We start from the raw sequence: 13,834 nt of genomic DNA, 5'->3' as shown, positions 1-13,834 counted from the left end.
TCTGTCTAATCTAGGCGAGCCGGGACATGGCGCAAGGCCGGATCGTCGTCACACAAGGTCCCGCCGCGAATTCCGATCACAGCGGCCGCAGCGAATGGTTAGTGACGTAGGCCACATCGTGCTGGGCACGCTGCTCGATGAAGAGCTGCCCGGTGACGAGCAACGCTCCGGCAAAAATGAGCGTGAGCATAGCGGTCGCTAACTGACTGGCATCATACATCGCAGGACGAGCATCTTCCAATTTGGTGCGCATGGGGAACGCGGGCCGACCAGTGCAAGTTCCTGCAGGCTCGAAAAAATTGCCTGTTTTTCCCGAGCGCGAGCCCCGCCGCCCGACCGGCTCAGTAGTTGATTTCCATCCGCAGACCGCGCGGATCGATCTCATCCCCGCCGACACGCCGCGTGCTGTCGCGCGCTGCGACTGCACAAGCGCAGGCATCGATGAGATCGTCGCAGCCGATGCCCGTGCCATGACGCTGCGTCAGCCATTGCGGCAAACGCGTGAAGCCGCGTTGCGCCAGCAGCGCGATACGCTGCTCGCGACCTTCCGCCGAGGTCTTCTTTGCAAACCGGACTCGCCCTGCAAGATTCCAGAAGATCAATTCCGGATGCGCTTCGCCGATTGTCGCCTGGCGCTCCGGCGTCATGATTTCATCAAGCTCCTTGATCTTGTCCCTGATGTTCCAGAGCTGCGCCGAGACGCCCCTGCCCTTGCCTTCGCGCGCCCAGTAATGCCTGTTGGCCGCGGCCATATCGGCAAATCTCCAGAGGTCGCGGCGGGCCCCGAGAAATACCGCAGGGCCAATGAGTTCGCGCGCATGCAGGTCGCACGTGCGATAGCCGGCCGGCTTCAATCCGATCGGCATGTCGATCATCGCGCGTGCATGCGGCATCGCGAGCAGACGCACGAGACCCGGCGAATAGTCGAACCCATGCTGGCCACGCTCATCGATCCACGCGGCAACCCAGCCGAAGCGGAACCCGTCAAGACCGAGATAGTTCACGCGTCCGGTCCCGCCTCGAACCAAGCTCGCTCATCCCTTGCCCTCGTCAGGAGTTTGATAACAGGACACGGCTTACCTCGTCAGATATTCGCGCATCAGGGTGCGGGCGCGATGCAGACGCGCCGAGGCGGATTGCCTCGACCATTAGGAGGGCGCGATGGCGGAAAAGGATTCGCCGGGTTGTCCACTTTTTTCCCGATCAGCCTCCGACCACCTGGTAGGCGAGGCGCTTGAACTCGAAGAAGAAGGGATTCCAGAAGCCCAGATGGCGCTGGGCCATCAGGACCCCCGATGTATTGGCCTCAGGGCAGATCCACCAATGGGTGCCGGCGAGCCCGCCCCACTGGAATTCGCCGGTGGAGTTTGGCGGATCGAACGGCGTCGGAGCAAACGTGACGGCGCCGCCGAGGCCAAAGCCCTTGCCGGGCATTGGTCCCAGATTGGCGAAGCGGATAGTCTGCCCCGCCGGCAAATGGTTCGTCATCATCTGCCGCAGCGTCTCCGGCTTCAGCAGTGCATCCGGGCCGGGCAGCAGCGCCCGCACCAGAGCGAGCATGTCCGGCAAGGTCGAGACCAGACCACCGCCGCCCGACAGACGCGGGAACGGCCGTCGATAGGCCTGCGGATACGGCAGATCGTCGGCGCGCGTGAGACCCGGCTTCATCGGATCGAGCACGTCGGCGCCGGTGTAATGTGCAACCAGCCTGCCTTGCTGCGCTTCAGGCACAAAGAAGCCGGTATCGGTCATGCCGAGCGGATCGAAGATGCGTGCCTTGAGGAAAGCGTCGAGGGACTTGCCCGAGACCACCTCGACCACGCGGCCGAGCACGTCGATCGCGACCGAATATTCCCAGGATGTGCCGGGATGATAGGACAGCGGCAGATCGGCAAGCTTGTCGATCATGTTGGTCAGCGGCGTCAGCGGATTGAGCACGCCCGCCTCGTTGTAGCCTTTGAACAGCACTGTGCCGGGATCGAAGATGCCGTAGCTGAGACCGGACGTATGGGTCAGCAACTGCCGAATCGTGATCGGGCTCTGCGCCGGCTCGACATCGGCAAGGCTCGAAGCACCCTGCTTCAGCACCTTGCGATGGCCGAGTTGCGGCAGGAATTTCTCGACGGGATCATCGAGCCCGATGCGGCCCTCCTCGACCAGCAGCATGATCGCGGAGGTGACGAAGATCTTGGTGTTGGAGAACGCGCGGAAAATATGATCCGGCCGTAGCGCCGTCTTCGCCTCGCGATCGGCAAAGCCGACGCATTGCTGGTCGACCACCTCGCGCCCGCGCAGCACCGCCCAGGACACGCCTGATATGATCTCCTGATCGACGTAGCGCTGCATCGCCGTCCGTGCAGCGGAAAAATCTGGCGTTCTGGCGTCCATGCGTCCCCCCATTTTGGTGGGGATGGATATAGCGCGCTTTCGCCAGAAATGAAGGGCCGTCCCTAAGGACGCCTACTGCTGCTTCATGAACGCCGTGACGTGCAGGCGCCGGCGGAGACGCATGCCCTGGCGCTGATAGAGTGCAATGGCGGATCTGTTGTTCGAAAACACGTGCAGGAATGGAATTTCGCCGCGCGCCTCGATCCGGCGCGCGACGGCCGCGAGCAGCGCCTGCGCGTAGCCGCGTCCGCGATAGTCTGGATGAACGCAGACCGCCGTCATCTCGACGAACTTGCCAGGCTTCATCCGCTCGCCCGTCATCGCGACCAGTTCGCCGCCGGCGCGAATGCCGAGGAATGTGCCGAGCTCGTGCGTCCGCGCGGCGAACGGTCCTGGCTTGGTCAGCGTCGTCAATGCCGTCATCGCGGGAACGTCGGCCTGCCCCAGCGTCACGATCTCGGCATCACGCAGCGGACTGTCCGCAGGAGAGCCGATCATCTGGTCACCGCTCTCCGCCAGCACCACCTTGAAGCCGGCGGGAACATCGACCGGCTCGGGCGTGAACAGCGCGACGACTTGCGAGGGCGCCATGAGATCGCCCAGCGCGGCGAAACTCTGCGCGGACATGTCGATCATGTCGGCGAACGGCGTCATGTCCAGGGGATAACGCAGTGCTCGCGGGCCGCCCTCGGCCAGATGTTTGTGGCTCGTCGTCAGCGCGCTCCAGATCGGACGGTCCAATAACGCTTCATCGCTGTCGGACATCGGTTCAGTCCTTGTCGAAGCTGACGATGACAGCGGCGTTGGCGATGAGGATGGGATCGTTGGCCACTTCCGTAGCTGAGGGGATCTCAAGCCCGCCCTTGACCGCAGTGACGGTCACGGTGCCGTAAGGAAGCTCCTTGGCGACCGCCTCCTTGTCGACGGCCTCGGGGTTGGGCACGCCGATGGTGACGTCGACGAACATGTCGTTTGCGGTCTTGCCGATCATCCGGAAAAAACCAAGGCTCGAATGCCTGATGGCATCCGATACCGCACGCTTCGCCGCCTTGGTGGCGTCCCGGCCGTGCACGTCGACGCCCATGCCCATCTCGGTAACGCAGCGAACACGTGTCATGCTCATTCCTGTCAGTGCTGGAGTTCAGAGGGGCTGACCTTCCGCGATCCGCGCCTCCGGCACAAGCGCCTTTTCGCGCAGGAAATATGCGTTGCGGTCCTCCTCCTGCGCGTTCACGACTGCGCGAATTCGCAGCAAATCCTTGCGAGCGACCAAGCCGACCACGCGATGGCTGGCACGATCGACCACTGGCAGCCGTCCGAGATCGGAGGCGACCATGAGATCGGCGACCCGCCCCAGCACGTCATCCGGATATGCCGCGACGCTGGAGGTGTCCGACACGACGTCATCGAGCGTCGCCGCCTGATGATCGCCCTCGGTACGCCAGCGCAGCACATCGGCGCGGGTCACCATGCCGGTCAGCCGTCCATCGGCAGCGATCACGGGATAGGATTTGTGACGGCGCTGATCCGACGTGAAGAACGCAACAGCCGCGTCCACGGACATGTCGACCGGCAGCGTATCCACGTCGGTCACCATGACGTCGGCGGTGCGCATCAGCTCGAACGGATCGACCGCGTATTCGCGGGTGATATGCTGGCCGCGGCGGGCGATCTTCTCGGTCAGGATCGAGCGCTTGAGCAACAGCACGGTGACGGCATGCGCCGCGCCGGTCGCCGCCAGCAGCGGCAGCAGCATATCGATATTGCCGGTCAGCTCGATGGCAAACATCACACCGGTCAGCGGCGAGCGCATCGTGCCGCCCATCATCGCGGCCATGCCGACCAGCGCCCAGAATGATGTGCCGCCAGGCAAGATCTGCCCCTCCATCCAGCCGGCCGTGCCACCGAGAATCAGCAATGGCGCCAGCACGCCGCCCGACGTGCCCGAGCTCAGCGCAACCACCCAGATCACAGACTTCACCAGCAACAGCCGGATCGCCTCGTCGCGCACCATGTGACCGGACAACAGATCCGCAATGACGTCGTAGCCGACGCCAAGCGCGCGCGGATCGACCAGTCCGCCAAGACCGACGACGAGGCCGCCGAGCATCGGCCACCACATCCAGTGCACCGGCAGATGATCGAACAGGTCTTCGATCGCGTAGAGCAGCCGCGTCATCAACCCGGATTGCAGGCCGGCGATGATGCCGACGCCGATCGCAGCCGCAAGGCCCCACCAGGGCAGGTCCGGCCGCTCCGCGAACGGAAACAGCGGCCCGGTCCCGAACAGCAGCGGACGCCAGGCCGCCGAGATCACGGCCCCCGTCACCACGGGCAGGAAGCTACGCGGCTTCCATTCGAACAGCAGCAGCTCGACCGCGAGCAGCACCGCGGCAATCGGCGTGCCGAAGATCGCCGTCATGCCGGCGGCCGCGCCGGCAACCAGCAGCGTCTTGCGCTCGGCCGCGCTGAGATGGAAGCACTGGGCGAAGATCGATCCGATCGCGCCGCCCGTCATGATGATCGGGCCCTCGGCGCCGAACGGTCCGCCGCTCCCGATCGACACCGCCGAGGACAGCGGCTTCAGGATCGCGACCTTCGGCTGCATCCGGCTGCCGCCGATCAGGATCGCCTCGATCGCTTCGGGAATGCCGTGGCCGCGGATCTTCTCCGAGCCAAACCGCGCCATCAGCCCGATCACGAGACCGCCAAGCGCCGGTGCCAGCACCATCCGGATATCGGGATGGGCATTGGCCAGCGAGACGTTCTCAGTGCTGAAATGACCGAACCAGACCAGGTTGGTCACCAGCGCGATCAGCTTCAACAGCACCCAGGCGGCCCCGGCACTGATGCTGCCGACCAGCAGCGCCATCCCGATCAGGACCAGCACGCGGCGATCGGCGGTAAAATCTCCGGGTTTGCCGCGAGGACGCGGGAGGCCGCCGGTCATGTCGGGGGTCTGGCGCATGGATGTCTCTTGTCGGGAGGATTCTTCGCGCCTGCATTATATCGCAATACGATATATATCAAGGAATGGCAGGTATGATCCTCCCGGCAAGATGGTAAACCGGGCGCTACTTTTGCCGCGCCCGCAGCTCGTCCACGAGCACCCGCACGTTCTCCGAATAGTCGATCGGGATCGAGACCAGGTGCACGCCGCCCTCCTTGAAGGCCGCCTCCAGCGTCGGGCCGAATCTGTCGATGCTTTCGATGCGGTGCCCCTTGGCGCCATAGGCGTTGGCATAGAGCGCAAAGTCGGGGTTGCCGAAGGTCATGCCGTAGTCCGCAAAATGATCGACGGCCTGCTTCCAGCGGATCATGCCGTAGGCATTGTCCTCCAGCACCAGCACGACGAGATTGAGCTTGAGGCGGACCGCGGTCTCCATCTCCTGGCTGTTCATCATGAAGCCGCCGTCGCCGGCGACCGCGAGCACCCGGCGGTCAGGATAGAGCATCGCGGCCATCATCGCCGACGGCAGGCCGGCGCCCATCGTTGCCAGCGCATTGTCGAGCAGCAGCGTGTTGGCGACGCGGGTGCGGTAGTTGCGCGCGAACCAGATCTTGTACATGCCGTTGTCGAGCGCGACGATGCCGTTCTCCGGGATGACCTGGCGGATATCGTGCACGATGCGCTGCGGCGTCGGCGGCCAGCGCGTCTCGGTGGCACGGTCGGCGATGTGATTGAGGATCGCTTCCCGCAGCGGCAACAGCGCCGCCGCCTGTGGCAGCTTGCCTTCGAGCCGGTCGGCCAGGAGTTCCAGGCTCGGACCGACATCCCCGACGACCTCGGCATCAGGGAAATAGACCAGCTCGACACTGGCCGAAGTGTAGCTGACGTGAATGACCTTCGGCCCCGATGGTCCCATGATGAAGGGCGGCTTCTCGATCGGATCATGGCCGATCGCCACGATCAGGTCGGCGGCGTCAATGGCGTCATGGACGTAGTCGCGTTCGGACAACGCTGCGGTGCCCATGTAGAGATTGGTGCCGCCGGGCACGGTGCCCTTCCCCATCTGCGTCGTGAAGAATGGAATGCCGGTGCGTCGCACGAAGCTCGCGATGCCGTGGGTCGAGCGCGGCCGGCTGGTCGCGGCGCCCATCATCACCAGCGGACGCTTCGCGGCCAGGATCATCTCGGCGGCACGATCGAGCGCGGTGCGATGCGCGACGGGGATCTCGATCGGATGGGTCGGGATGACGGGAACGGCTGGCACTTCGTCCCCGGCGATGTCCTCGGGCAATTCGAGGTGCACCGGTCCCGGCCGCTCTTCCATCGCGACGCGGAAGGCATCGCGCACCACGGTCGGGATCGACGAGGCGCTGACGATCTGCCGCGACAGTTTTGTGAGCGGCTTCATGGTCGCAACCACGTCCACGATCTGGAAGCGGGCCTGCCGGCTGCTCATGATCGGCTTCTGGCCGGTGATGAGAATCATCGGCATCGCGCCGAGATGCGCATAGGCGGCGCCGGTCGACAGATTGAGCGCGCCGGGCCCGAGCGTGGAGAGACAAATGCCGGGCTTGCCGGTCAACCTGCCATGGGTCGCCGCCATGAAGGCTGCGGCCTGCTCATGGCGGGTCAGGACCAGCTCGATTTTCGACGTGCGGAGCGATTCGACGAGGTCCAGATTTTCTTCGCCTGGCACGCCAAAGATGCGATCGACGCCTTCGTTCTCCAGCGCCGCGACGAACAGGTCCGATCCTTTCACTTCATGGCCCTGCGCGCTCATGTTGCCTCCCGCTGCTGGTGGCTCCCGGTGCTTCGGGAGTAAGGGCATGGTAGCGGTCTGGGGCGCATGCACAACTCACAAAGAGGCGTGATCCATCTTGCGCCGTGCGTTCCTACACACTCCGCTGTCATGCCCCGGCTTGACCGGGGCATCCAGTAACCCGCGGCGTCTCGGTTCTAACCTCGCTGTCTCTGGAATACTGGATCGCCCGATCGAGGCCCATAGTTGCGTCACAATCGTCAACGCGGACACAGCTTCGCATCCTCGCAGCGCATCTCGCCCGAGCTTTGCTTTGTCATCTCGCCCTCACTTGAAAGAGGGCGCAGGGAAGGCCGGGTGCTGGCTGGCACCCGCGGTCCACTGTGCGAAGAGTTGCGCTACAAGAGGCTGCACAGCGGCATACAGGTGAAGCCGAAACATCCGGCCTTCCCTGCGCAGTGGTTTGACGGCTTATGTCGTGATCTCCCCGGGGAGCGCTGCACTATTGCCCCCGTCGCCCTGCAGATAGCTGATGCGAAGGTCCGGTTGGACCACACGCATCACCGCAAGACTTGGCGCACAGACTTCGGCCGCCAGGACCACACGATTTTGCCGTACGCAGGAATCACACCGGTCGTGTGCGCGACGCTTTCGCTCACGGTTGCCCGCCCTGCGAAAGCCTTCCGCGCCGATGTGACCCACGCCCACCGCCGCCCGGCCCGCGTTCGTGACGATCGCGATACGCCCCTCTTCCTTGGGCCGGGTTGCCGCAACATATACGCCATTTCCGAATTTCGGTAAAGCGGAATCTTTTTGGCGAAGGGAATTGCCCCACGGCTAGCGTGTTTTGCCCCGTCGGGCAACGCAAGGAATTGTGGCGCCGAAAAGCGACTAGAGTTTCGCCTCGCCGAAGATGCGACCGATCCAGTCGAGGAAGACGCGCAGTCGCAGCGTGAGCTGGCGGTTTTGCGGATAGAGCGCCGACAGGGGCGTCGGCGACGGCGGATGGTTCGGCAGCACCTCGACCAGCGCGCCGCTGGCGAGGTCGTCGGCAAAACGATAGCGTGGCGCCTGCACCAGGCCGAAGCCAAGCCGCGCCAGATCAGCCATCGTGTCGGAATTGTTCACCCTGATCCGGCTCGGCAGCACGATGTTGCGCAGGGCGCCGCCGATCGAAAACTCCAGCGGCAATACGTCGCCGGTCCGCGACGAGATGAAGCCGACCATCTGATGGCCGTCGAGCCCATCGGGCGACACGGGCGTGCCATGCGCGGCCAGATAGGCCGGACTTGCCACCGTGACCTCCGCGACCAGGCTGAGGCGGCGCTGGATCATGCCGCTGTCCTCGAGCTCGCCGGCGCGGATGACGCAGTCGACGCCCTCGCGCACGAGATCGACGAGGCGGTCGCCCTGCCCGATCTGCAATTCGATCAGCGGATGGCGCGCCAGGAATTCGGGCAGCTTCGGCAGAATGAACGTGCGCGTCAGCAGCGGATGCGCATCGAAGCGCAACAGCCCGCGCGGCCGGGCATCGCGCATCGCGCTATCCGCCTCCTCCACGTCTGCGAGGATGGCGACGCAGCGGCGATAATACTCTTCGCCATCGAGCGTCGGCGTGACATGCCGCGTGGTGCGTTCGAGCAGGCGCACACCGAGATGGGATTCGAGGCCGCGCAGGACCTCGCTCGCCGTCGAGCGCGGCAGGCCGAGATCGGCCGCAGCCGCAGTGAAGCTGCGTCTTTCCACGAGGCGGACGAACAGGCGCATGGTCTCGAAGCGATCCATGGCCAGATTGTTCAACATAGCCGACAGCTGATGGCAAGAGCTGCAGGATTATCGCCCGTATGCGATCGGCTAATCCCCGCACAGGTCGACACGGATGATCCGGCGTCGCATGTATGGAGACTGACCATGCCCTTTGCCAACATCAAGGTGCCGCAGGCCGCGCTGTCGCGCGCGCAAAAGGAGGAAATCGTGCATCGCGTGACCGCGATGTTCGTCGATTATTTCAGCGAGGCGGCGCGTCCGCATACCATGGTGCTGATCGAGGAAGTGCCTGATGGCGGCTATGGCCGCGCCGATGAAGTGTTCGTGATTCCTCCGGCCTACCGGGCGAAAGGCCGAGGTGATTGACGGCGAGTCGATATCTGACTAAAGTCAGAGAATGCTCGATCCGGTCTCCCGCGTCCGCCGCTTCAACCGCGCCGTGACCTCCGCCGTCGGTGCCCTCGATACATCGTTCCTCGGGCGCGGCCGTCCGCTTGGCGCGGCGCGCGTGCTCAATGCGATCGGACACGGGCGCTCCGACGTCGGCGAAATTCGCGACTATCTCGGCCTCGATTCCGGGCTGATGAGCCGGCTGTTGCGCAACCTTGAAGATGAAGGCCTGATCGAGACGCAGGCGCATGATGACGACGCGCGGCGCCGGGTGGCAAGCCTGACGCGCGCGGGCAAGCGCGAATTCGCGGCCTATGAAGCGCTGTCGAACACGCAGGCGGAAGGTTTTCTCGCCCGCAATGGGCAACGCGAGGCGCTGCTGGCGGCGATGGACCTGATCGCCTCGGCGCTGACGCGCGAGCGGATCGCGCTGACTGAGATGGATCCCCGCGGCGACGAGGCGCGCTATTGCCTCGGCGAATATTATGCCGAGCTCGGCCGCCGCTTCAAGCAGGGCTTTGACGTGTCGCTGTCGCGCGACCCCGATGCCAAGGACATGCGCCGGCCGCGCGGCAGCTTCATCGTGGCGATCTCGGACACGCTGCCGATCGGTTGCGTCGGGCTGAAGGGAACGGACCACGGCTACGCCGAGATCAAGCGTTTGTGGGTCGCGCCGGCCGCGCGCGGATTGGGGCTCGGCCGTCGGCTGATGGACACGGCCGAGGACGCTGCACGCTCGCTCGGCATCGCGCTGCTGCGGCTGGACACCAACAGTGCGCTCCCGGAAGCAGGCCAGCTCTACCGCACCACCGGCTGGCGCGAGATCCCGCGCTTCAATGACGACCCCTACCCGGACCTGTTCTTCGAAAAGGGGCTCTGACACGGCAGCAGACGGTCATGTCGTCCGCGTCGGGCGCACGACGATCTCATTGACGTCGACATCACCAGGCTGCTCGATCGCAAAGCGGACCGCCCGCGCGATCGCATTGGGCTGGAGCGCGATGGCGCGGTACGTCTTCATCGCCTCCGCAGCGACCGGATCGGTGATGGTATCGGCGAGCTCGCTCTCGACCACACCGGGATGGATGCAGGTGACGCGGAGATTGTCGTGCTCCTGACGCAGTCCGTCCGAAATTGCCCGCACCGCATATTTGGTGGCGCAATAGACCGCCGCCGTCGGCGACACGCTCAACGCACCGATCGAGGCGATGTTGATGACATGGCCCGAGCCGCGCGCGACCATCTCAGGCAGGACGGCTGCAATTCCGTAGAGCACGCCCTTGATATTGACGTCGACCATCCGGTCCCACTCCTCGACCTTGAGCGAAGCCATCAGTGACAGCGGCATCACGCCGGCATTGTTGACGATGACGTCGACAGCGCCCCAGACGCCACGCGCCGCGTCAGCAAATGCGGCAACGCTGGTGCGGTCGGTCACGTCGAGCGGATGGGCCAGCGCGGTCCCTCCCGCTGCGTTCAAATCAGACGCGAGATCTTTCAGCCGATCGACGCGGCGCGCTCCCAGCAGCACCTTGGCGCCGGCCGCAGCCAGCTCGCGCGCGATCCCGGCGCCGATGCCGCTGGAGGCACCGGTGATGAGAACGATTTTATCCATCGGCATGAAGGTCCTTCCTCGCATTCGCTGTGATGGCGCGGACCATGGACCCGGCTCGTTGTCGTGATAAGACGACGATTCCTGATCAACTTGGTAAGACGATCTAACCAATGGAACCGGATCTCAATGCCCTCGCCGTCTTTGCGCTGGTGGCCGAAGAACGGAGCTTTCGCGCCGCCGCCGACCGGCTCGGCGTGACCCGCTCGGCCGTGAGCCAGACCATCCAGCGGCTGGAGGAAGGTCTCGGCATCGCGCTGGTCCAGCGTACCACGCGCAGCGTCAGCCTGACCGAGGCCGGCGAACGGCTGCATGCTGAGATCGTGCCCGCCATTGCGGACATGCGCGCCGCGCTCGATGGAGTGCTGGCATTGCGCGGGCAGCCGCGTGGATTGCTGCGCCTCGCCGTCTCTTCAATCGCCGAGCATTTTCTCTCGGGGCCGTTGCTTGCGTCCTTCACCGAAGCGAATCCGGAGGTGCAACTCGACATCACCGTAACCGACGCGGAATTCGACATCGTCGCCGCAGGCTTTGATGCCGGCGTCCGCCTCGGCGAGGTCATCGAGCAAGACATGATCGCAGTGCCGATCGCCGGCGACGAGCGCCAGCTCGCGGTCTGCGCCCCGTCGTTTCGCGACCGCTTCGGCGCTCCCTCGCATCCGGCCGAGCTCGCGTCGTTTCGTTGCATCGGCTGGAGGCCGGCGCCGAAGCTGAGGCCCTATCGCTGGGAGTTCGCCGACGGCGGCAAGGAGTTCAGCGTCGCGGTCGCCCCCGAGATCACGACCAACGACATGGCGCTGATGATCAAGCTGGCGATTGCCGGCGCCGGTATCACGTTCGGCATGGAGGCGAGCTTTCGCCCTGCGATCGTACGCGGAGAGCTGGTGCCGATCCTCGAAGACTATTGCCCCGTCTTCGCCGGCTTCTATCTGTACTATCCGAGCCGGCGCAACGTTGCGCCGAAACTACGGGCGCTGGTCGAGCATTTGCGGCGGCGCGGATGAGTCGGAAGGAACATGCCATGGCGCGGGAGGAGCTCGCCGACATCTATCGCGACTACATCGCCTGCCTGAACCGGCAGGATTGGCCGGCGCTGGGGAAATTCGTGCATGACGAGGTCGTCCACAATTCGCAGTCGTTCGGGCTGAACGGCTATCGCGCGATGCTGGAGCGGGACTTTCGCCAGATACCGGATCTGCGCTTTGACATCGAATTGTTGATCGCCGAGCCGCCGCGGATTGCGGCGCGGCTGAAATTCACTTGCACGCCGGCCGGAACGTTCCTCGGGCTTGCCGTGAACGGCCGGCGCGTGTGCTTCTGCGAAAACGTGTTCTACGAATTCGACCACGGAAAGATCCGGCAGGTGTGGTCGATCATCGACAAGGCCGCGATCGAGGCGCAGCTCTGAGGCTGCGCCTCGCGCAGATCACGCCGCCATCGGCGCCGGCGCCGCCTCGCCTTGCGGCTTCGGGAACGGGCGGAACGTCATCGCCATCAGGAAGGCGCCGAGGCCCATCGCCCAGGAGCCGATATAGAGCCAGGCGTAGCTGGAGAACGCGTCGTAGATCAGGCCGCCGGCGAGCGGGCCGGTCGCCATGCCGAGGCTGCCGGCCATCGCGGTGCCGCCGATCACGGTGCCCATCATGCGCAGCGGAAAGTTCTCGCGGACGATCACCGCATAGAGCGGCATGGTGCCGGCATAGATGAAGCCGAACACCGCCGCGACCGCATAGAAGGTCGTGAGCTGATGGGCGAACGCATAAGCGAGCGCGCCGAAGGCTTGCGCGAGCAGGCCCGAGACCAGCACGCGCTTGGCGCCGAGACGATCGCCCATCAGGCCGAAGGCGATGCGGCCGCCGAGGCCGGCGAGACCCTCGACGCTGTAGATCGTCACCGCCGAGATCAGCGGGATGCCGCAGCTGACGGCGTAGCTGACGGTGTGGATGATCGGGCCGGAATGGGTGGCGCAGCAGAAGAAATTGGTGGCGAGCAGGATCAGGAATTGCGGCGAGCGCAGGGCTTCGCCCCGCGACATCTCGGCTGCCGCGCCGCCTCCGCCGATCGCCGCAGCGGGCGGATGCGCGAGCGCCGGCGGGCGGCGGACCAGCAGCGCGACCGGGATCATGATGACCGCAACCACCAGCGCCACGACCTGCATCGCGGTGCGCCAGTCATGATGCGAAACCAGCCAGGCCGCGAACGGCGCCATCGTCATCGGCGCCACCCCCATGCCGGCCGACACCAGCGAGACCGCAAGGCCACGATGGGTGTCGAACCAGCCGGTGACGGTCGCCATCATCGGCGCGAAGATCGCCGCGCAGGAGGCGCCGACCAGGAGGCCGAACACGATCTGGAACACGAGCAGCGAAGTCGCATGGCTCGCCGCGAACAGGCTCAGCGCCAGCACGCTCGATCCCGTCAGCACCACCGGCAGCGGCCCGAACTTGTCGGTCAGCGTGCCCCAGATCATGCTGCTGAAGGCCATCGCCAGAAAGCCGATCGTCATGGCGCTGGAGATGCCCGTCACCGACCAGCCGGTGTCCTTGGCGATCGGCTGCAGAAACACCGGCAGCGAAAACATGCCGCCGATGGCGACGCAACCGAGCAGGCCGCCGGCAGCGACGATCACCCAGCGATATCTGGAAGCAGGCATTTTTATCTCCCGTCAGGTCTGTCTCACGTGCAAGACGAATGGGAACAAGGCGGGCCGACAGCGTACCCCAATTTTTTGCAGCAGTTTTTTTAGGCCGCTCCGACAAGAAAGTCGAAAACAACCCCATGCACAGTAGCCGAGCGCAGCCGGATCAATGGGTTACGAGGAGAGCCGGAAGCATCCATCGCTCGCGGCGAGCTCAATCGCTGTCTTGACGCCGACGCCGCGCGCCCGATCGCACTTGGGATAGGCCCTCCGCAGCCGGGGCGACAAAGCGATTTCGCCCATGGGTCCCCGAGAGGGCGTTCATCGTGA

The 13,834-nt window shown here is 64.9% G+C and carries 15 protein-coding genes; 5 read left to right on the top strand and 10 right to left on the bottom strand.

Annotated elements, in window-relative coordinates:
* Positions 1–76: 76 nt before the first annotated feature.
* From XH88_RS03805 to XH88_RS03775, 7 genes are all read right to left on the bottom strand, one after another.
* On the bottom strand, positions 77–253 hold the full coding sequence (locus XH88_RS03805) for a hypothetical protein (protein WP_271614068.1): 177 nt from the start codon (positions 251–253) through the stop codon (positions 77–79).
* 88 nt (positions 254–341) lie between these two features.
* Complete coding sequence (locus XH88_RS03800; protein ID WP_271614067.1) at positions 342–1,004, bottom strand: DUF429 domain-containing protein; 663 nt, start codon at positions 1,002–1,004, stop codon at positions 342–344.
* A 199-nt stretch (positions 1,005–1,203) separates the two neighbouring features.
* Entirely contained in the window at positions 1,204–2,388 is a 1,185-nt protein-coding gene (locus XH88_RS03795) for a serine hydrolase domain-containing protein (protein WP_271614066.1), read from the bottom strand.
* Positions 2,389–2,460: 72 nt separating this feature from the next.
* Positions 2,461–3,153 carry a GNAT family N-acetyltransferase gene (locus XH88_RS03790; protein WP_271614065.1) on the bottom strand — a complete coding sequence of 231 codons (693 nt, stop codon included), beginning with the start codon at positions 3,151–3,153 and terminating at the stop codon, positions 2,461–2,463.
* Positions 3,154–3,157: 4 nt separating this feature from the next.
* Complete coding sequence (locus tag XH88_RS03785; protein WP_018646107.1) at positions 3,158–3,505, bottom strand: Lin0512 family protein; 348 nt, start codon at positions 3,503–3,505, stop codon at positions 3,158–3,160.
* Positions 3,506–3,529: 24 nt separating this feature from the next.
* Positions 3,530–5,356, bottom strand: coding sequence for a chloride channel protein (locus tag XH88_RS03780; protein ID WP_271614064.1), 1,827 nt, complete (start codon positions 5,354–5,356; stop codon positions 3,530–3,532).
* A 106-nt stretch (positions 5,357–5,462) separates the two neighbouring features.
* Positions 5,463–7,118 (bottom strand): acetolactate synthase large subunit, encoded by a 1,656-nt coding sequence (locus tag XH88_RS03775; RefSeq protein WP_271614063.1) that lies wholly within the window; start codon positions 7,116–7,118, stop codon positions 5,463–5,465.
* A gap of 225 nt (positions 7,119–7,343) precedes the next feature.
* Here XH88_RS03775 and XH88_RS03770 point away from each other — a divergent pair, with 225 nt between their 5' ends.
* A complete protein-coding gene (locus XH88_RS03770) occupies positions 7,344–7,898 on the top strand; it encodes a hypothetical protein (protein WP_271614062.1) in 555 nt (184 codons plus the stop codon).
* 90 nt (positions 7,899–7,988) lie between these two features.
* Here XH88_RS03770 and XH88_RS03765 read toward each other — a convergent pair whose 3' ends face one another.
* A complete protein-coding gene (locus XH88_RS03765) occupies positions 7,989–8,882 on the bottom strand; it encodes a LysR family transcriptional regulator (protein ID WP_271614357.1) in 894 nt (297 codons plus the stop codon).
* A gap of 126 nt (positions 8,883–9,008) precedes the next feature.
* Between XH88_RS03765 and XH88_RS03760 the strand changes: the two genes are divergently transcribed.
* The gene (locus tag XH88_RS03760) at positions 9,009–9,230 is read left to right on the top strand and encodes a tautomerase family protein (RefSeq protein WP_271614061.1); all 222 of its coding nucleotides are present in this window, start codon (positions 9,009–9,011) and stop codon (positions 9,228–9,230) included.
* Between the two features lie 31 nt (positions 9,231–9,261).
* Positions 9,262–10,134 carry a bifunctional helix-turn-helix transcriptional regulator/GNAT family N-acetyltransferase gene (locus tag XH88_RS03755; protein WP_271614060.1) on the top strand — a complete coding sequence of 291 codons (873 nt, stop codon included), beginning with the start codon at positions 9,262–9,264 and terminating at the stop codon, positions 10,132–10,134.
* 15 nt (positions 10,135–10,149) lie between these two features.
* Here the strand turns inward: XH88_RS03755 and XH88_RS03750 are convergent, their stop codons facing one another.
* Positions 10,150–10,875, bottom strand: coding sequence for an SDR family oxidoreductase (locus XH88_RS03750; protein WP_271614059.1), 726 nt, complete (start codon positions 10,873–10,875; stop codon positions 10,150–10,152).
* A gap of 104 nt (positions 10,876–10,979) precedes the next feature.
* Here XH88_RS03750 and XH88_RS03745 point away from each other — a divergent pair, with 104 nt between their 5' ends.
* Entirely contained in the window at positions 10,980–11,870 is an 891-nt protein-coding gene (locus tag XH88_RS03745) for a LysR family transcriptional regulator (RefSeq protein WP_271614058.1), read from the top strand.
* A 17-nt stretch (positions 11,871–11,887) separates the two neighbouring features.
* A complete protein-coding gene (locus tag XH88_RS03740; RefSeq protein ID WP_271614356.1) occupies positions 11,888–12,274 on the top strand; it encodes an ester cyclase in 387 nt (128 codons plus the stop codon).
* 18 nt (positions 12,275–12,292) lie between these two features.
* On the opposite strand, the gene XH88_RS03735 is transcribed toward XH88_RS03740, so the two are convergent.
* Complete coding sequence (locus XH88_RS03735; protein WP_271614057.1) at positions 12,293–13,519, bottom strand: MFS transporter; 1,227 nt, start codon at positions 13,517–13,519, stop codon at positions 12,293–12,295.
* Positions 13,520–13,834: the final 315 nt, after the last annotated feature.

This window comes from Bradyrhizobium sp. CCBAU 51627 (assembly GCF_028128765.1).
GTDB lineage: Bacteria > Pseudomonadota > Alphaproteobacteria > Rhizobiales > Xanthobacteraceae > Bradyrhizobium.
The sequence above is the reverse complement of the archived record's forward strand: the minus strand, read 5'-3'. Positions and strand labels throughout refer to the sequence as shown.